This is a genomic window from Streptomyces sp. RG80 (assembly GCF_040446465.1).
Lineage (GTDB): Bacteria > Actinomycetota > Actinomycetes > Streptomycetales > Streptomycetaceae > Streptomyces.
Window position 1 is genome coordinate 573260 of sequence record NZ_JBEAAJ010000002.1, and the last position, 16826, is coordinate 590085.

Consider the following 16826-nt stretch of genomic DNA (forward strand, 5'->3'; position numbering starts at 1 on the left):
AACCCGCTCGCCGTCATGCCGCCCGCAGCAGGGGTTCCCACCACGAGCGGTGTGTCCGGTACCAGGCGACGGTCTCCGCGAGCCCGGTCGTCAGGTCCTTGCCCGCCGTGTAGCCGAGTTCCGTACGGATCTTGGTGAAGTCGACGGAACAGCGGCCGCCCTGCCCCTCGGGCGCCCCGGTGGACTCCACCAGGTGCCAGTGCGCGCCGCACTCGCCGAGCAGCAGGGCGGTCAGCTCCCGGTCGGAGCGTTCGTCGCCGCCGATGTTGTAGACCTCCCCCGGTCGGCCGCGGGTGCGCACGAGTTCGATGCCGCGTACGTGGTCGTCGACGTGGATCCAGTCGCGGACGCCCGGCCCGCCGACGCTCGGCCGCACCGGTCTGCCCTGCAGCAGCCGGATGACGAGCAGCGGGACGACCTGGTCGGGCCACTGCCGGGGGCCGTAGGTGGCAGCGCCCCGCACGACGCGTACGTCGAGGCCGTGGGTTCGGTGATACGACAGGGCGAGCAGGTCGGCCGCCGCCTTCGAGGCGGCGTACGGCGAGATGGGGCGCAGCGGATCCGTCTCCGGCCAGGAGCCCGCCCGGATCGACCCGTAGACCTCGTCGGTGGAGACGTGCACGAAAGTGCGCAGGCCGTGCCGCAGGGCCGCGTCGAGCAGGGTGTGGGTGCCCAGCACGTTCGTACGGACGAAACCGTCGTCTCGGCCGTCGAGAGGCGTCCGCGCGGCGAAGTGGACCACCTGGTCGTGCTCGGGGACGAGCGTGCCGACGAGCCGCGAATCGCAGATGTCGCCCCGCACGTACGCGCAGGGGCACGGGTCACGGGGCTCGCGCAGGTCCAGCACGGTGACGTCGACGTCGGGCGGGCCGTGCGGTCCCAGCAGGGCGCGGACGTAGTGGGAGCCGAGGAAGCCGGCCCCGCCGGTGACCAGGACACGGGTCGTGATCATGACGGGATCTGCACTCTGCTGTGGTCGCCGAGCACCAGCCGGTGCACGGCGGGGGTACGGGGCGCGGGGGTCACCTCGACGTGGTGGCCGATGAGGGAGACCTCGATCCGGCGCGTACCGACGACGGACGCGCCGCGCAGCACGATCGAGTACTCGATCTCGCTGTCCTCGATGCGGCAGTCCTCGCCGATCGAGGTGAACGGTCCGACGTAGGAGCCGGCGATCACCGTTCCGGCTCCTACGACGGCCGGTCCGACGATGCGGCTGCGGAACACCTTGGCGCCGTCGTCGATCCGGACCCGGCCGATGATCTCGCTGGCCGGGTCGACACTTCCCTCGATCCGCGGCGGGAGTGTCTCCAGGACGGTCCGGTTGACCTCCAGCATGTCGGTGACGTTCCCGGTGTCCTTCCAGTAGCCGGAGACGGTCGTGGAGCGCACGTCGAGGCCCTGGTCCAGGAGCCACTGGAGGGCGTCGGTGATCTCCAGCTCGCCGCGCCGGGAGGGCATCACGGCCCGTACGGCCTCGTGCACGACGGGGGTGAAGAGATAGACGCCGACGAGTGCCAGGTCGCTCCTGGGCGTCTGCGGCTTCTCCTCCAGGCCCACCACGCGTCCCTCCGCGTCGAGTTCGGCGACACCGAAGGCGGTGGGGTCGGACACCCGGGTCAGCAGGATGCGGGCGTCGGGCCGCTCCCGGCGGAAGTCGTCCACGACTTCGGTGATACCGCCGACGATGAAGTTGTCGCCGAGGTACATGACGAAGTCGTCGTCGCCCAGGAAGTCCCGGGCGATCTGCACGGCGTGCGCGAGCCCGAGGGGCGCGGACTGACGCAGGTAGGTCGCCTTCAGCCCGAACCGGGAGCCGTCGCCGACGGCCCGGCGGATCTCCGGCGCGGTGTCCCCGACGACGATGCCGGTCTCAATGACACCGGCGGCGGCGATGGCCTCCAGGCCGTAGAAGAGCACCGGCTTGTTGGCCACGGGCACCAATTGCTTGGCGGAGGTGTGGGTGATGGGGCGGAGCCGGGTGCCGGCTCCGCCGCACAGGACGAGTGCTTTCATGACGACCGCCCTACGGGTTGCGCGTCGTGGCCCAGGGGTTGCTTGCCGTGTCCTGCCGGTTGCGTGCCGGCGCCTTCGGGTCGCGGGCCGGGGCCTTCGGCTTCGCGTTCGGCCTCCTTCTCCGCCGCGAACCAGTCGACCGTGCGCCGCAGCCCCTCCTCCAACGGCACGCGCGGGTGCCAGCCGAGTTTTTCGCGGGCCCGGGTGATGACGGGCTGTCTGCGGACGGGGTCGTCGACGGGCAGAGGAAGGAATCGCAGCCCGCTGTCCGAGCCGGTGACCAGCAGCACCAGCTCGGCGAGCTCCAGCACGGTGCGCTCGTGGGGGTTGCCGAGGTTCAGCGGGCCGGGCAGCCGGCTGTCGAGCATGCCGACCAGCGCGCGCACCATGTCGTCGACGTAGCAGAAGCTGCGCGTCTGGCTGCCGTCGCCGAAAAGGGTGAGCGGCTCGCCGTCGAGCGCCTGCCGGATGAGGGTGGAGACCACGCGTCCGTCGTGGGCGCGCATCCGGGGCCCGTACGTGTTGAAGATCCGGACGATGCCGACGTCGGCCTCCCGCGTGCGCCGGTACGCCGTGGCGAGGGCCTCGGCGAACCGCTTGGCCTCGTCGTAGACGCTGCGCGGTCCGACGGGGTTGACGTGTCCCCAGTACTCCTCGTCCTGCGGGTGGACGCGTGGATCGCCGTAGACCTCGCTGGTGGAGGCCAGGACGAAGCGGGCACCGTGCCGGTCGGCCAGCTGGAGCAGGTTCTCGGTGCCCCGGCTGCCGGCCGCCAGGGTCTCCAGCGGATGCCGTTCGTAGTCGAAGGGGGAGGCGGGGCTGGCGAGATGGGCGACGGCGTCGACCTGCCCGGAGAACCGGAAACGTTCGGTGACGTCGCACAGGACGCAGTCGAAGCCGGGCTCACGCATGAGGTGGGCGATGTTCGCCGCGCGGCCCGAGGAGAAGTTGTCCAGGCAGCAGACGCTGTCGCCACGGCGCAGCAGCGCCTCGCAGAGATGCGAGCCGAGGAAACCGCCTCCGCCGGACACCACCACACGCATGGTCTTCCTCCTGACTGTCGCCTAGCGGCCGAGCCCCGGCCTGCCGGGGGCCCGCACCGTCCAGCCCGCGGCCCGCCAGGGCTCCGGGTCGAGGGTGTTGCGGGCGTCGACGAGGACCGGGCCACGCACGACGGTCGCGAGGGCGGTGGGGTCCAGCTCCCGGTACTGGGGCCACTCGGTCAGATGCAGGACGACATCGGCGTGTTCACATGCCTTGGCCACGTCGAGCGCGAACTGGAGCGCCGGGTACGCGGCCCGGGCGTTGTCGATCGCCTCGGGGTCGTGCACCCGTACATGCGCGCCCCGGTCCTGTACCGCGGACGCGACCGCGAGGGCCGGGGAGTCCCGGACGTCGTCGCTGAGGGGCTTGAAAGCGGCACCCAGGACGGCGACGTTGCGGTCGGCGAAGGAACCACCGAGGAGGCCCTCGGCCAGACCGAGGGTGCGGGTCCGCTGCCGGGCGTTGATGGCGTCGACCTCCCGCAGAAACGCCACCGCCTGGCCCTGCCCGAGCTCCTCGGCACGCGCGGTCAGGGCCCGGATGTCCTTGGGCAGACAGCTGCCGCCGAAGCCGAGGCCGGGGGCGAGGAAGCGGGGCCCGATGCGGGAGTCCCGCCCCATCGCCTCGGCCAGGGTCAGCACGTCGGCGCCGGCGGCCTCGCAGATCTCCGACATCGCGTTGATGAAGGAGACCTTGGTGGCGAGGAACGAGTTCGAGGCCAGCTTGACCAGTTCGGCGGTGGGCAGGTCGGTGGCGATAAACGGGGTGCCGGCCTGGAGCAGCGGCGCGTAGATCTCCCGAAGCCGCGCCTTGGCCCACTTCGAACGCACCCCCACGACGATGCGCTCGGGACACAGCGTGTCCTGCACCGCGCACCCCTCCCGCAGGAACTCCGGGTTCCACGCGACCTCGGCACCCAGCCTGCGCGCGAGGCGGTCCGCGGTCCCCACCGGGACGGTCGACTTGCCGACCAGCAGCGCGCGTGGGTTGCCACGCAGATACGGGGCGAGCGCGTCGACGGCGGCGTCCACGTAGGTGAGGTCGGCCGCGTCGGAGCCGGGGCGCTGCGGGGTGCCGACACAGAGGAAGTGGGTGTCACCGAAGCCGGCGGCTTCATCGAGCGAGCTGGAGAACGCGAGCCTTCCGGTGGCCACGGCCCGGTTGAGCAGATCGGAGAGTCCCGGTTCGAAGAACGGCGGCCTGCCGTCGGTGAGCGCGGCGATCCGGTCCGCGTCGACGTCCACACCTAGGACGTGGTGCCCGAGGTCGGCCAGGCAGGCGGCGTGGACGGCTCCGACGTATCCGGTGCCGATGACTGTGAGGCGCATGTCGGTCTCCGTGGGGAGCGTGCGGGCTGTTAGCCGGTCAGGGGGCGGACAGCGGGAGTCCCAGCAGGTCGCGGTAGCAGGCGTCGACGTCCGCGCACATGGTCTGCGGGGCGAAGGCGGCGCGCACCCGTCGGCAGCCCTGTCGTCCCATGGCGGCGGCCTGGTCCGGATGGTCGAGCAGCCAGCCGACCGCGCGCGCCGCGGCGTCCGGGTCGGCGGGCGCGACGAGCAGCCCCGTCGCTCCGTGCTCCACGAGGTCGGGTACGCCGTTCACGGCCGTCGCGACGACCGGACGGGCGGCGGCCAGCGCCTCGGTCAGGGCCCGGCCGAGACCCTCGTACAGCGAGGTGATGGCGAAGACGTCGAGGCCGGCCACGAGGCGGTGGGCGTCCCCGCGGTGCCCGGTGACGGTCAGGTCGACGCCGAGTTCCGCGGCGAGCAGCCGGACCTCGTCCTCCAGCGGCCCGTCGCCGATCATGACGAACGCGGTGTCCGGGTGCTCGGCGCGGATCGCGGCCGCCATGCGGACGAAGTCCAGCGGCGCCTTCTGGGTGTCGACACGGCCGACGGTGCCGATCAGGGCGGCGGCGCGGGGTACGCCGAGCATGCGGCGGGCGGCCGGGTCGAACCGCTGGGGGATATGGGTCAGATCCACGGCCGACGGCACCACCCGGACCCGACCGGGCGGCGCGAGCCGCTCCTCGACCGCCTGCTCCGCCACACGGGGGGCGACAGCGAGGAAGCAGTGGGTGAATCGCCGCGTGGCCCGCTCCAGGAAGCGGTACAGCATGCGCCTGCGGCGGGACATGTACGGGTGGAAGCTGACGCCGTGGAAGGTGTGCACGACCACCGGTGTGCGGCACGCGCGCGCGGCGACCCGGCCGAGGAATCCGCCCTTGGCCGAGTGGGTGTGCACGACGGTGAAGCGTTCGCGGCGGATCAGTCGTGTCAGCCGGACGAGGACGAGCAGGTCGGTGGGGTGGAGGGTGTGGCGGAACCCGGGCATCTCAACGGTCCGGATGCCGGCGGTCCGGGCCCGTTCCCAGAGCTCGCCGCCGGGCACTCCTGCGATCCACACCTCGTAGCGGTCGGGATCCATGCCTTCGGCCGACATGAGGGTGTTGCCACCGGCTCCCGTGACGAAGCGGGTGATCACGTGGAGGACCTTGATGCGGGGCAGCGTCGGCGCCTCCGGCAGCTGAGTCGCCGACGCCACCCGGGGAGGCGGCGCGGGCCAGCGGACGGCCGAGCCGTCCGAGCGGACCACTCCGGGGACAAGGGTCCCGTTACGCATCATCGATCACCACCGAGATGAAGATGTATATTTACGACGTATACGTACATCTTCCCTCCGCGATGCTCTCCGGTCAATCCGACAGGAGGACGGCCATGGCACTGGTGGACCCGGAGCGGGTCAGGCGACTGCTGGTGTGTCCGCGCTGCAGGTCGACGCTGGTCGACGGAGCGAACGGCCTCAGGTGCGATGCACCCGGGTGCCCCTGCCGCACGGCCTTTCCGGAGGCGGGACGGTGGCCGGTGCTCGTCGACTTCGAGGGCAGCATCCTGGACCGGGAGAACATGTCGACGCGGGTGGGTGCGGACGCGGTCGGGCCGGCGCAACGGCTCCCCGCGCCACTGCGCCGCATCTGGAAACCGGCCAACCGCGTCGCTGCCCGCAACATCGAGCTGCTGGTGCGCAGCCTGCCCGGCCCCGCGCCGACGCTCCTCGTCGTCGGGGGTGCCACGGTCGGCAACGGCGTAGCGGCCGTCTATCGCGATCCAAGCCTCCAGGTGATCGCCTTCGACATCGTGCCCAGCCCGGTGACACAGTTCATCGCTGACGCACACCACATCCCGCTCCCCACGGCGAGCGTCGACGCGGTACTGGTGCAGGCCGTGCTGGAGCACGTCCTCGATCCAGGCGCGGTCGTCGCGGAGATCCATCGGGTGCTCAGGGACGGCGGGCTGGTCTACGCGGAGACGCCGTTCCTTCAGCAGGTGCATGCGGGCGCGCACGACTTCACCCGCTTCACCGCCAGCGGCCACCGCTATCTCTTCCGGCGCTTCGAGGAACTCGCTGCCGGCCCCGTCGCCGGCCCAGGCACCCAACTCCTGTGGAGCGTCGACCACTTGATACGGGGACTGACCCGCTCCGCGCTGGCGGGTCGCGCGACGCGCGGGCTGTTGTGCTGGCTGCGCGCCCTGGACCAGGCCGTGCCCGCAACCTACGCACAGGACGACGCGTCAGCCCTCTACTTCCTGGGGCGCAGACGGGAGCAGGAGATGACGGCCCAGGAGATCATCGCCTACTACCGCGGAGCGCAGACCTCCCCCTGAAGCAGACCTCTCGTTCGATCAGGCCGTGGCGGCCGTGCGGCCGTGCCGTGCGGTGCGCTCGGCCAGGACCATGGCGGCGAGTCCCGAGCGTAGGTCCGTGGCGGGGCGGTAGCCGAAGGCGGCGCGGGCCACGCTGATGTCGGCGCCCGTGCGACGAGCGTCACCGGGCCGCTCGGGCCCCGGCGCCACCCGGACCGCAGGAGCCAACTGACCGAGCAGCATGATAGCCTGACGCATCGTCACCTCACAGCCTCCGCCGAGGTTGGCGACCCCCGTCCAGGGGGAGAGCGCGGCGGCCCGCATGGCCGTCACGACATCCCCGACGTAGGTGAAGTCACGACTCTGCCCTCCGTCGCCGTACAGCGGGAACGGCCGGTGTGTGCAGGCGGCGGCGACGAGTCGGGCGAAGGCCATGTCCGGCCGCTGCCGGGGGCCGTAGACGCTGAACAGCCGCAGGGAGGCTGTGGGGACCCCGAAGACCATGCGGTAGGTCTCGCAGAGGTGTTCCGCGGCGAGCTTGGTCACGCCGTACGGGGAGACGGGGCGCGGGCGCACGGTCTCCCGGGTCGGACAGACCTCGGCGTCCCCGTACACCGAGGAACTGGAGGCGTAGACCAGACGGCGCAGTCCGGTGCGGCGAGCCGCCTCGAGAACGCGCTGGGTCACCAGGACGTTGCGCTCCAGGTAGACCGCGAACTCCGGCCCCCAGGAGCCGCGTACGCCCGGCTGCCCCGCGAGGTGGTAGACGACGTCGACGCCACCGAAAAGCGCGTCCAGCGGAACCGTCAGCAGGTCACCCTGCCGGAAGGTGAACCGGTCGCGGCCGAGCAGCGGGCGAAGGTTGTCGCGTTTCTGTGCGGGATCGTAGTAATCGGTCAGGGCGTCGACCCCCATCACCTCGTCGCCGTGGGCCAACAGGTGTTCGCAGAGATGGGAGCCGATGAATCCGGCGGCTCCGGTCACGACTGCACGCATCAGGACCGCCCTTCCTCGTGGATCTGCAGCGAGTCGGTACCCGGTTTGTCCCAGACGGCCGAAACGACGTACCACAGCGTCCGGATCAGGTAGCCCGCGACGACGGTCGGGGTGCGACGCGCAAGCAGTTCGGCGTTGAGCTGGTCACGGAGCGGCACCAGGACCGCGATGTAGTACGCCTCCGGATCGGGGCATCCGTCGAACAGTGCCGCCTCCGCCCGGGACCGAAGTTGGCACGGCCCTGTGAGCCCGGGACGGTGACTGAACAGCCAGTGGCACTCGGGCGGATAGCGCCGGGCCGTCTCGGAGGGCTCGGGACGCGGCCCGACCAGCGTCATGTCGCCGCGCAGCACATTCCACAGCTGCGGCAGCTCGTCCAGGTGGAAGCCTCTCAACCGGCGCCCGAGGCGGGTCACGCGGGGGTCGTGCCCCGCGGTGAGCGCGGGCCCTTGGGCATCGTGCCGCATGGTGCGGAACTTGTAGAGGCGGAACTCCCGCGCGCCTTCGCCCATACGCCGCTGGCAGAAGAGCACCGGCCGACCGTCCATGGCGCACACCAGCGCAGCCAGGAGCAGCAGCAGCGGGGACAAGAGGACAAGGAGCACCAGGGACACCGTGATGTCGAGGGCCCGGAGTGTGCGAGTCGGGCGTTGTGGGGGCATGGGCAACAGCGGCGCGACACTTGCGGCTGCGCGCACCGCGCGGTCGGCTCCGGGGGCCCTCTGTGCGGAAGGCCCTGCCACGGCCGCCGCCTCGCGGGATCCGTGCGCCGCCGTACTCATGGCCGTGCCCCTCCGAGTTCCAGGGCGGCCCTCCACCGGGGCAGCCAGGCGTCGTAGGAGTACGAGCGACCCACAACGTCACGGGCGTGCCGCCCCAGCTGTTCGCGAACCGCGTCCGAAGCGTTCAGCAGACCCTGGATCACGTCGACCCAGTCATCCTCGTCGATCGGGGCCGGCATCCGGAACCGGCGCAGGATCTCGGCGTTCACACCGACCGGCGTCGCCACCGCCGGCAGGCCCGCCGCCCCGTACTGGAGCAGCTTGTAACCGCATTTGCCGAGTGTGTACGGGCTGGACGGCAGGGGCATCAGGCCGATGTCGAGCTGTGCCGGCAGGGTGCGCTGGCTCTTCGGGCTCCAGGCGACGCGGTCGATGAACGTCTCCATCCGGCCCAGCCGCCGTTGTGTGGTGCCGACGAGCGTCAGCCGGGCCCCGCAGCGGCGGTGGAGTTCCTCCAAGGCATCGGCCACCAGCAGCAGGCAGCCCTCGTTGCCCTGGGACCCGATCCAGCCGAGCCGTGGCGGGTCGTGCACGGCGTACGACGTCTTGGGCACGTAGTCCTCGGGGGCGACGCAACTGGGGATCACCACGACGTCGCCGTGATGCTGTGCGGCCCAGTCACCAAGCACCTCGTTGCCGGCGATGACCCGGTCCGCGTGCCGTACCGCGAGGGACGCCTTGGCCGCCTTCGGCGCCCATCTGCGGGCCAGGCCGCCCGTGCCCCGATCCCACTGGAGTGCATCGTCGAAGTCGTACACGGCGAAGTCCGCACAGGTGAGCAGGCGTTGCTCCCACCATCCGCGGCTGAGCGGCGACGCCTCCCGGTGCAGCAGGAGGCGAGCGGGGCGGGCAAGGGCAAGACGGTGGAGTCGCTGTTCCGCCCGGGCCACTGTCAAGGGATGCCGCACCAGGCGGGTGGGGGCCGCGTCGGTGAAGGAGGCGTAGCTGCTCACGGTGAAGTGCGTGTCGACGCGGTCCAGCCACTCGAAGACGCGCACCCGCGAGCTGCCGGCGCCACGACTGTACGGAGTGATCGCGCAGTGCTTCGGGCGACCATCCATGGCTTCACATCCAGGGCTATACGCTGATGACGTACATTTACGCTGTAAACAAGAATATGCCTATATGGCACTTCGGAGTCAAGTAGCAACCGCAGACAAGGCTGAGGAGCTCCCATGGATCTCCACGAATACCTGGACGTACTGCGCCGCAGACGGTCGTTCGTCGTGGCCTGCATCCTGCTGGGGCTGGCCGCGGCCGTGACGGTCCTGATGCCGCGCACGTACACGGCGAGGGCACAGCTCTTCATCGCCACCAACGATCAGAACAGCACCAACGCGTATGCTGGCAGTCTGTTCGCCCAGCAGCGGGTCAAGCCGTACACGAAGATCGCGAACAGTCCGGCGGTGCTGGGGGGCGTCATCGCGAAGCTCGGTCTCGACACCACTACCTAGCGGCTCGCCGGCAAGATCAGTGCGCAGGCGCCGCTGGAGACCACTCTGATCGACATCCGCGTGAAGGACCGCTCCCCCACCCGGGCGCAGACGATCGCGGACGAGACCGCCACACAGTTCAGGCAGTACATCGGCAGCATCGAGAAGGCCTCGGCGAATGCTCCCGCAGTGGTCAAAGCCAGTGTCGTCGGCGTCGCCGGCGCCGTGACGCGGCACACCCTGGACGGCAGGCTCCGCTCGGCGGACGACGTCCGTCGCCGCGTGGGCCTGATGCCGGTGGGCGCCCTGCCCGCGCCCCCGCGCAGGCAGCGGGACCCGAATCACCGGATCGGGGCCACGCCCCGCAACGAGGCGTTGAGCCGACTGCGGACCCGACTGCGCTCTCCGGACGGCGGCATGCCGAGTTCGGTGGTGATCGCCGACGCCGAGGACTACGAGGGCAGGACCGACCCCGCCCTCGGCCTCGCGGTCAACGTCGCCCGGACCGGACTGCGTGTCGTGCTCGTCGAGGGCGATCTGCGCCGTCCCCGGCTGGCCCAGACCCTCGGGCTGCGGAACGTGCCCGGTCTGACCGATGTCGTCACGGGCGCGGTGGCACTCCACAACGCCGTCCAGAGATGGCAGGACGGACCGATCCGGATCCTGACCGCCAGCACACCGTCACCGGATCCGAGCACGCTGCTGTCGGATGTCGGACCGACACGTGAAGCAGCTCCTACGCGCCCTGGAGGCGGACGCGGACCTCGTCGTGCTGGACAGCCCCCCGCTGGAGCCCTTCGCCGACGCGGCCGTCCTCGCCGCGGAGTCGGACGCGGTGCTCGTCGTCGTCCGTCGCGGCACAGCGCGCCACCGCCTGCTCCAGCGCGCCCTGGACAGCCTGCGAGCCGTGAACGCGCGTGTCCTCGGTGCCGACGTCACAGCGGTTCCGCCGGACCGGCCCGCGGCGGAACCAGAGCGGCGCCGCGGCAGGACGGCGCTCCCCTGGCGCCGCAGCCGGTGCCGCACAGGAGCCCACCGGCACCACTGGCGGACGGCTTCCACGCGCCCGCGGATCACCACGCATAGCGACGGACTAGGGCGCCGGACTACAGCAGTTCGGCGCCCGAGTGCGTGCAGCCCCGGGCGTCCAGGGCGAGCGGCGCGGCGGCCACGATGGCGTCCAGGTCGTAGGCCTGGTGCGGCTGGAGCAGGATGGTGAGGTCGGCCGCGGCCGCGGCCCGGACGACATGCCCGGCCCGGTGCACCGACCGTCCGTCCACCTCGAAGCCGGAGACATGGGGATCGTGGTAGGTGACGTGCGCCTGTTCGGCGCGCAGACCGCGCACGATCGGGAGGGCCGGCGTCTCCCGGACGTCGGAGACGTCCGCCTTGTAGGTCACTCCGGCCAGCAGGACGGTGGCACCCGCGAGGGACTTGCCGGCGCCGCCCAGCATGTCCGCCGCGCGTCGCACCACGTAGGCCGGCATGCCCTGGTTGATCTCCTGGGCCAGCTCGATCAGTCGCACCGCGGCGCCCGCCGCCCGTGCCTGGTGAATGAGGTAGTTCGGGTCGATCGGAATGCAGTGGCCTCCGACGCCCGGACCCGGACGGAAGGACTCGAAGCCGAAGGGCTTCGTGGCGGCGCAGGCGATGGCGTCCCAGAGATCGACATTGAGCTCGTGGGCGGCGACGGCGAGTTCGTTCACCAGCGCGATGTTGACGTTGCGGTAGGTGTTCTCCAGGAGCTTGGCCATCTCGGCCTCCCGGGTGCCCTTGGCCATCACGACCGTGTCGCAGACCTTGCCGTAGAACGCGGCGGCGGCTTGTGCGCAACCGGGAGTGAGCCCGCCGACGACCTTCGGCGTGTTGCGGAGTCCGAAGCCCCTGTTGCCCGGATCGATGCGCTCCGGGGAGAAGGCGAGATGGAAGTCGGTGCCGGCGGTCATGCCGGTGGCTCGCTCCAGAACCGGGCGCACCACCTCGTCCGTGGTGCCCGGGTACGTGGTCGACTCCAGCACCACCAGCATGCCGTTGGTGATGTGCGGGGCGAGAGTCCGGGTGGCCCGACAAACGGGTTCCAGGTCGGGGCTGCCGTCAGGGTGCAGCGGAGTCGGCACACAGATGACGACCACGTGCGCGGCACCGAGCACGGCTGCCTGGCAGGTGGCGGTGAACCCGGCCGCGCGCATGGCGCGCACCTCAGCTTCGGAGACGTCGTCCACGTGTGAGCGGCCGCTGTTGAGACCGGCCACCACGTGGACATTCTCGTCGTACCCGACCACGCCGAGTCCGGCCTCAGCGGCCTCGCGGGCCAGCGGCAGACCGACGTAGCCGAGCCCGATCACGGCAAGATCGGTCATCTCGCCTCCCCGGTCCCGACGCCCACGGCGTCCTTGGCAAGGCTCTCTCGCTGCTCCGCGACCACCGACGCGATGATGTCGTCCAGACGGGTCCGCGCTCGGAACCCGATCAGTTCGCGCGCTCGCGTGGTGTCGGGACACCGGCGGGCCATGTCCTCGAAACCGGGCTCGTATGCACGGTCGTAGGGGACGTGGACGATCGGGCTGTCCGATCCCGTGACGTGCAGGACGCGTTCGGCGAGCTGGTGCATGGTCACTTCCTCGGCGCTGCCGAGGTTGAACGCCTGGCCGTGGGCGCGCTCGTCCTGGACGAGGGCCACAAACGCGGGGATCACGTCGCCGACCGCGCAGAAGCACCGGCGTTGGGTGCCGTCACCGTACAGGGTGAGCGGGCGCCCGTGCAGCGCCTGGGCGACGAGGTTCGGTACGACCATGCCGTAGGTGCCGGACTGTCGGGGGCCGACGACGTTGAACGGTCGGACGATGACGACGCCGAGTTCGTACTCGCGCCAGCACCAGTAGCCCATCAGCTCGTCCAGCCCCTTGGCGGCGGCGTAGGACCAGCGGCTCTTGAGCGGGGAGCCGAGGATGCGGTCGTCGTCCTCGTCGAGGTTGTCCTTGATGTTCTTGCCGTAGATCTCGGAGGAGGAGGCGAGCAGCAGCCGCCCCGCGTGGCGGCGGGCGGCTTCGAGGACCGCGTCGGTGCCCAGGAGGTTCCTGCGCAGGGACTCCATCGGCCGGTTCACGATGGTGTGCACCCCGACCGCGGCGGCCAGGTGGAAGACGGTGTCGCAGCCTTTCGTGGCCAGTTCCAGCGCGTCCTCGTCGAGGATCGAGCCCTGCACCGCGGTCACGGCGTCGGCCACATGTGCGAGGTTCCCCGCCGAGCCGGTACTGAAGTCGTCGAGCACGACGACCTCGTGGCCCAGACCGAGCAGGTGCTCGACGAGGTGTGAGCCGATGAAGCCGGCGCCTCCGGTGACAAGCGCCCTCATGCGGACCGCCTCCTTCCGGAGGGTGAGCGTGCGGATCCGGTCTCGACGGCGAGCCAGCGCAGGTAGCCGCCGTATCCGGCGAGCACGGTGCGAGCCTCGGACGCGCTGCGGTGCAGGGCGGCCCTGGCGAGTCTGGCGGCCGGTTCGACCGTGAGGGTCAGGGCCATCAGCAGCCACGCATGGGACCGGGGCCAATGACGGACGACGTACCGGGTACGGCTGCACAGCGAGTGACGCAGCCGCCCCCCGCCGAGCTGGGCGGAGCTGACCCCGGCGAGATGCGTGACCCGGGCCTCGTGGAGGTAGTAGGACCGCAGGCCTCGGTGGCGCGCGCGGAGGGCGAGGTCGGTTTCCTCGAAGTAGAGGAAGTAGCGTTCGTCGAAGCCGCCCAGCCGCTCGAAGAGCGTACGGCGCAGCAGGAAGAACGCCCCGATGACCTGGTCCACGGGGCCCGACTCGGCAGGCCGCAGGTGGTGCGGGGGGAACAGAGCGGGCGCCAGCCGGTCGAGGCCGGTGGTCTTGCCGAAGAAGACACGCAGCGTGGGAAAGCGCGAGCAGGAGATGCCCGGTCGCCCCCGGCCGTCGAGCATGCGGCCGCCACAGATGCCGACACTCCGCGCGGTCGGTGTGCCCAGGAAAGCGGCGACGGCGCGCAGGGTGTCGTGGTACAGCGTGGTGTCCGGGTTGAGGAAGAGCAGCAGTTCGCCGCGACCGCGGGTGGCGCCCTGGTTGCAGGCGGCGGCGAAGCCCCGGTTGCGGGGGTTGCGGAGCACGTCGAGCGGGATGCCGTCGGTGGACAGTGCCTTGAGCGAGTCGTCGGTGGAGGCGTTGTCGACCACGACGATCCGTTCCACCGTCAGTCGCGACCGGTCCGTGTGAACGATCGAGCGCAGGCAGTCCCTCAGGCAGTGGCCGGTGTTCCAGTTGACGATCACGACGTCCACGGCCGGGACGGTCCGCTCCCGCGGGTTCATCACGTCACCGGTCCGAGTTCCAGAGCGGCCGACCAGCGGGGCAGCCAGGCGTCGTAGGAGTACTTGAGGCCGACGATGTCCCGGGCGATCCGGCCGAGCCATTCCCGGTCCGCGGCCGAGGAGCCGATGAGTCCGAGGAGGGCCGAGGTCCAGTCGTCCTGGGTGCGCGGCGCCGGCATGCCGAACTGGCTGAGCAGTTCGGCGTTGACGCCCAGCGGGCTGGCGACGGCGGGCAGGCCCGCGGCCGCGTACTGGAGCAGTTTGTAGCCGCATTTGCCGAGGCTGTAGGAGGTCACCGGCAGGGGCATCAGACCGATGTCCATGTCGGCCAGCGCGGTCCGCTGGTTCTGCGGGGTCCACGCGACCCGGTCGACGAAGGCCTCCAGCCGACCCAGCGACGGGGTGGTCGTGCCGACGAGGGTCAGTCGGGCTCCGGTGCGTCGGTGGACCTCGGTGAGCGCGTCGGCGATCAGCAGCAGACAGGCCTCGTTGCCGCGCGAGCCGATCCAGCCGAGCCGGGGCGGGTCGTGCAGCAGGTAGGTCGTCTTGGGCGAGTAGTCCTCCAGGGCGACGCAGCTCGGGATCACCACCACGTCGCGGTGATGGTGTGACGCCCACTCCGCAAGGGCGGTGTTGCCCGCGATGACCCGATCCGCGTTGCGGACGGCCGTCCGTGCCTTGCCTGCCTTGGGCGCCATCCTGCGGACGAGCCCACCCTCGCCGCGGTCCCACTGGAGGGCGTCGTCGAAGTCGTACACGGCGAATTCGGCGCTCGCCAGGAGCCGCCGCTCCCACCAGCCGCGGCTCAGCGGGGAGGCCTCCCGGTGCAACAGGAGCCTGCTCGGCCGAGCGTTGGCGATGGCGGCCAGCCCCATCTCCGCCCGGGCCAGGTCGACCGGGTGGCGAGCGAGCCGGGAAGGGGCGGCGTCCGGCAGCGACAGATAGCTGCCGACGGTGAAATCGGTGCCGATGCGGTCCAGCCACGCGAAGATCCGGACCCGGGAGCTTCCAGCTTCCCGACCGTAGGGAGTGACCGCGCAGCGGTCGAGGTGACGATCCATGGTTCCGCATCCCAGCCGTATGCTGATATCGTACGTTTACGGCGTAAATTCGGCGAATCAACATACTGCTCCCCCAGTCTCACGACGTCAAGAGCGGCCCGAAGGGCCCCGTGGGAGGAAGCTCCATGGATCTCCACGACTACATCGACACCCTGCGCCGGAGGTGGCGGCTCGTCACCCTGTGCGTGCTTCTGGGTCTCGCCGGGGCCGTCGCGGTCACCACACTGATGCCCCCCACCTACACGGCCACCGCCCAGCTCTTCGTCGCCACCAGCGACGAGGACAGCGGCAACGCCTATCAGGGCGGCCTGTTCACCCAGCAGCGGGTGAAGTCCTACACGCGCATCATCACCAGCCCGGCGGTCCTGAACGGAGTCATCTCCGAACTCGGGCTGAACACGACACCCGGGCGGCTGGCCGACAAGATCGACGCCCAGGCACCGCTCGACACCACCCTCGTCGACATCCGGGTCTCCGACGGATCGGCGGAACGGGCCCAGGCGATCGCCGACGCGACCGCCGTTCAGTTCACGAAGTACATCACCGCCATCGAGGGGTCCACCGCGGACGCCCCGCCGCTGGTCAAGGCCAGCGTCGTCGGCGGCTCCGAGCCCCCGTCCTCCCCGACCAGCCCGCGTCCGGCGCTGAACCTGGCCATCGGACTGCTCGTCGGGGCCGTCGTAGGCGTCGCGTGCGCGGTACTGCGCCAGTCGCTCGACACGACCGTCCGCTCGACGGACGATCTCGGGACGGGTCTCGGCGTCACCGTGCTGGCCGCCATCCCCCCGCCCCGTCGGCAGGGCGCCGGCGGGCAGATCGGCACGACACAGCGCTCGGAGGCGCTGGCCCAGCTGCGCACCCGGCTCCGCTTCAGTACCGAGAACGGCTTCCCTGCCTCGGTACTGGTGGGAGGCGCCCTCCCCCAGGAAGGGCGTACCCGGACCGCGGTCGACCTCGCCACGACCGTCGCCCGCCCCGGGCAACGGGTGGTCCTGGTGGAAGCCGATCTGCGTCGACCGTGCCTCAGCACCGCGCTCGGGCTGCGCCACGGCCCCGGGCTGACCGACGTCCTCGCCCACGGGATTCCGCTCTATCAAGCTCTCCAGGACTGGGACGAGGGCGGGCTGAGAGTGCTGCCCGCCGGTCCCGTTCCGGCGGATCCCGGCACGCTCCTGTCCTCGCCGGACTTTGCGCGCGTAGTGCGCGCGCTCTGCTCCGACGCAGATCTGGTCGTCGTGGACAGCCCGCCGGTGCTGTCGTTCGCCGACGCGGCGGCACTCGCTCCGGCCACGGACGGCGTGCTGTTCGTCGTGCGAGCCGGAAGGGCCCGCCGCGGTGACGCGGAACGCGCCCTCGACGCCTTCACGGCCGTGCGCGTACGCGTCCTCGGCGCTGTGCTCACGGGCGCCCGCGCCGAAGGTGTCATCGCCTGGCAACCGCCCTCGGAGCCGGGACGCGCGGCTTGCACCCAGGTGCCCGACGCGGTGCCGACCGAACAGCACGGATAGGCGGTGAGATCCG

General features: G+C 71.1%; 17 protein-coding genes. 3 read left to right on the top strand and 14 right to left on the bottom strand.

What is annotated here, in order from left to right; translation table 11 throughout:
* Nucleotides 1-13 precede the first annotated feature (13 nt).
* From ABKA17_RS08690 to ABKA17_RS08710, 5 genes are read right to left on the bottom strand one after another with little or no spacing between them, the layout of a single operon-like run.
* Nucleotides 14-949 carry a dTDP-glucose 4,6-dehydratase gene (locus ABKA17_RS08690; RefSeq protein ID WP_353691617.1) on the bottom strand — a complete coding sequence of 312 codons (936 nt, stop codon included), beginning with the start codon at nt 947-949 and terminating at the stop codon, nt 14-16.
* Complete coding sequence (locus ABKA17_RS08695) at nt 949-2016, bottom strand: glucose-1-phosphate thymidylyltransferase (protein WP_353691312.1); 1068 nt, start codon at nt 2014-2016, stop codon at nt 949-951. The genes ABKA17_RS08690 and ABKA17_RS08695 overlap by 1 nt, the downstream gene beginning before the upstream one ends.
* Nucleotides 2013-3059 (bottom strand): NAD-dependent epimerase/dehydratase family protein, encoded by a 1047-nt coding sequence (locus ABKA17_RS08700; RefSeq protein WP_353691313.1) that lies wholly within the window; start codon nt 3057-3059, stop codon nt 2013-2015. Before ABKA17_RS08700 ends, ABKA17_RS08695 begins: the two co-directional genes overlap by 4 nt.
* A gap of 21 nt (nt 3060-3080) precedes the next feature.
* Complete coding sequence (locus tag ABKA17_RS08705) at nt 3081-4388, bottom strand: UDP-glucose dehydrogenase family protein (RefSeq protein WP_353691314.1); 1308 nt, start codon at nt 4386-4388, stop codon at nt 3081-3083.
* 37 nt (nt 4389-4425) lie between these two features.
* Nucleotides 4426-5682 (bottom strand): glycosyltransferase, encoded by a 1257-nt coding sequence (locus ABKA17_RS08710; protein ID WP_353691315.1) that lies wholly within the window; start codon nt 5680-5682, stop codon nt 4426-4428.
* A 95-nt stretch (nt 5683-5777) separates the two neighbouring features.
* On the opposite strand from ABKA17_RS08710, the gene ABKA17_RS08715 reads away from it, so the two are divergent.
* Complete coding sequence (locus ABKA17_RS08715) at nt 5778-6725, top strand: methyltransferase domain-containing protein (protein WP_353691316.1); 948 nt, start codon at nt 5778-5780, stop codon at nt 6723-6725.
* 18 nt (nt 6726-6743) lie between these two features.
* Here ABKA17_RS08715 and ABKA17_RS08720 read toward each other — a convergent pair whose 3' ends face one another.
* The 3 genes from ABKA17_RS08720 to ABKA17_RS08730 are packed head-to-tail and all read right to left on the bottom strand — an operon-like array spanning nt 6744 to nt 9543.
* Entirely contained in the window at nt 6744-7700 is a 957-nt protein-coding gene (locus ABKA17_RS08720; RefSeq protein WP_353691317.1) for an NAD-dependent epimerase/dehydratase family protein, read from the bottom strand.
* Nucleotides 7700-8482 (bottom strand): sugar transferase, encoded by a 783-nt coding sequence (locus tag ABKA17_RS08725; protein WP_353691318.1) that lies wholly within the window; start codon nt 8480-8482, stop codon nt 7700-7702. The genes ABKA17_RS08720 and ABKA17_RS08725 overlap by 1 nt, the downstream gene beginning before the upstream one ends.
* Nucleotides 8479-9543 (bottom strand): glycosyltransferase family 4 protein, encoded by a 1065-nt coding sequence (locus tag ABKA17_RS08730; protein ID WP_353691319.1) that lies wholly within the window; start codon nt 9541-9543, stop codon nt 8479-8481. Before ABKA17_RS08730 ends, ABKA17_RS08725 begins: the two co-directional genes overlap by 4 nt.
* 114 nt (nt 9544-9657) lie before the next feature.
* Here ABKA17_RS08730 and ABKA17_RS08735 point away from each other — a divergent pair, with 114 nt between their 5' ends.
* Nucleotides 9658-9936, top strand: a complete 279-nt coding sequence (locus ABKA17_RS08735) for a YveK family protein (RefSeq protein ID WP_353691320.1) — start codon at nt 9658-9660, stop codon at nt 9934-9936.
* On the opposite strand, the gene ABKA17_RS08740 is transcribed toward ABKA17_RS08735, so the two are convergent.
* From ABKA17_RS08740 to ABKA17_RS08765, 6 genes are all read right to left on the bottom strand, one after another.
* On the bottom strand, nt 9933-10112 hold the full coding sequence (locus ABKA17_RS08740) for a hypothetical protein (RefSeq protein WP_353691321.1): 180 nt from the start codon (nt 10110-10112) through the stop codon (nt 9933-9935). The two genes, ABKA17_RS08735 and ABKA17_RS08740, sit on opposite strands and share 4 nt — an antisense overlap.
* 539 nt (nt 10113-10651) lie before the next feature.
* Nucleotides 10652-10786 (bottom strand): hypothetical protein, encoded by a 135-nt coding sequence (locus ABKA17_RS08745; RefSeq protein ID WP_353691322.1) that lies wholly within the window; start codon nt 10784-10786, stop codon nt 10652-10654.
* A 235-nt stretch (nt 10787-11021) separates the two neighbouring features.
* Nucleotides 11022-12275, bottom strand: coding sequence for a nucleotide sugar dehydrogenase (locus ABKA17_RS08750; RefSeq protein ID WP_353691323.1), 1254 nt, complete (start codon nt 12273-12275; stop codon nt 11022-11024).
* Nucleotides 12272-13270 (bottom strand): NAD-dependent epimerase/dehydratase family protein, encoded by a 999-nt coding sequence (locus tag ABKA17_RS08755; RefSeq protein ID WP_353691324.1) that lies wholly within the window; start codon nt 13268-13270, stop codon nt 12272-12274. The genes ABKA17_RS08750 and ABKA17_RS08755 overlap by 4 nt, the downstream gene beginning before the upstream one ends.
* Complete coding sequence (locus tag ABKA17_RS08760; protein ID WP_353691325.1) at nt 13267-14214, bottom strand: glycosyltransferase family 2 protein; 948 nt, start codon at nt 14212-14214, stop codon at nt 13267-13269. Before ABKA17_RS08760 ends, ABKA17_RS08755 begins: the two co-directional genes overlap by 4 nt.
* A gap of 29 nt (nt 14215-14243) precedes the next feature.
* A complete protein-coding gene (locus ABKA17_RS08765) occupies nt 14244-15305 on the bottom strand; it encodes a glycosyltransferase (RefSeq protein ID WP_353691326.1) in 1062 nt (353 codons plus the stop codon).
* Between the two features lie 125 nt (nt 15306-15430).
* On the opposite strand from ABKA17_RS08765, the gene ABKA17_RS08770 reads away from it, so the two are divergent.
* Nucleotides 15431-16813 carry a tyrosine-protein kinase domain-containing protein gene (locus ABKA17_RS08770; RefSeq protein WP_353691327.1) on the top strand — a complete coding sequence of 461 codons (1383 nt, stop codon included), beginning with the start codon at nt 15431-15433 and terminating at the stop codon, nt 16811-16813.
* Nucleotides 16814-16826 lie beyond the last annotated feature (13 nt).

Excerpts from the sequence above, each read along its gene's own strand:
- ABKA17_RS08735 (WP_353691320.1), top strand. The coding sequence starts at position 9,658 with ATGGATCTCCACGAATACCTGGACGTACTGCGCCGCAGACGGTCGTTC.
- ABKA17_RS08695 (WP_353691312.1), bottom strand. The coding sequence starts at position 2,016 with ATGAAAGCACTCGTCCTGTGCGGCGGAGCCGGCACCCGGCTCCGCCCC.
- ABKA17_RS08700 (WP_353691313.1), bottom strand. The coding sequence starts at position 3,059 with ATGCGTGTGGTGGTGTCCGGCGGAGGCGGTTTCCTCGGCTCGCATCTC.
- ABKA17_RS08765 (WP_353691326.1), bottom strand. The coding sequence starts at position 15,305 with ATGGATCGTCACCTCGACCGCTGCGCGGTCACTCCCTACGGTCGGGAA.
- ABKA17_RS08705 (WP_353691314.1), bottom strand. The coding sequence starts at position 4,388 with ATGCGCCTCACAGTCATCGGCACCGGATACGTCGGAGCCGTCCACGCC.
- ABKA17_RS08755 (WP_353691324.1), bottom strand. The coding sequence starts at position 13,270 with ATGAGGGCGCTTGTCACCGGAGGCGCCGGCTTCATCGGCTCACACCTC.
- ABKA17_RS08710 (WP_353691315.1), bottom strand. The coding sequence starts at position 5,682 with ATGCGTAACGGGACCCTTGTCCCCGGAGTGGTCCGCTCGGACGGCTCG.
- ABKA17_RS08770 (WP_353691327.1), top strand. The coding sequence starts at position 15,431 with ATGGATCTCCACGACTACATCGACACCCTGCGCCGGAGGTGGCGGCTC.
- ABKA17_RS08720 (WP_353691317.1), bottom strand. The coding sequence starts at position 7,700 with ATGCGTGCAGTCGTGACCGGAGCCGCCGGATTCATCGGCTCCCATCTC.
- ABKA17_RS08750 (WP_353691323.1), bottom strand. The coding sequence starts at position 12,275 with ATGACCGATCTTGCCGTGATCGGGCTCGGCTACGTCGGTCTGCCGCTG.
- ABKA17_RS08715 (WP_353691316.1), top strand. The coding sequence starts at position 5,778 with ATGGCACTGGTGGACCCGGAGCGGGTCAGGCGACTGCTGGTGTGTCCG.
- ABKA17_RS08725 (WP_353691318.1), bottom strand. The coding sequence starts at position 8,482 with ATGAGTACGGCGGCGCACGGATCCCGCGAGGCGGCGGCCGTGGCAGGG.
- ABKA17_RS08730 (WP_353691319.1), bottom strand. The coding sequence starts at position 9,543 with ATGGATGGTCGCCCGAAGCACTGCGCGATCACTCCGTACAGTCGTGGC.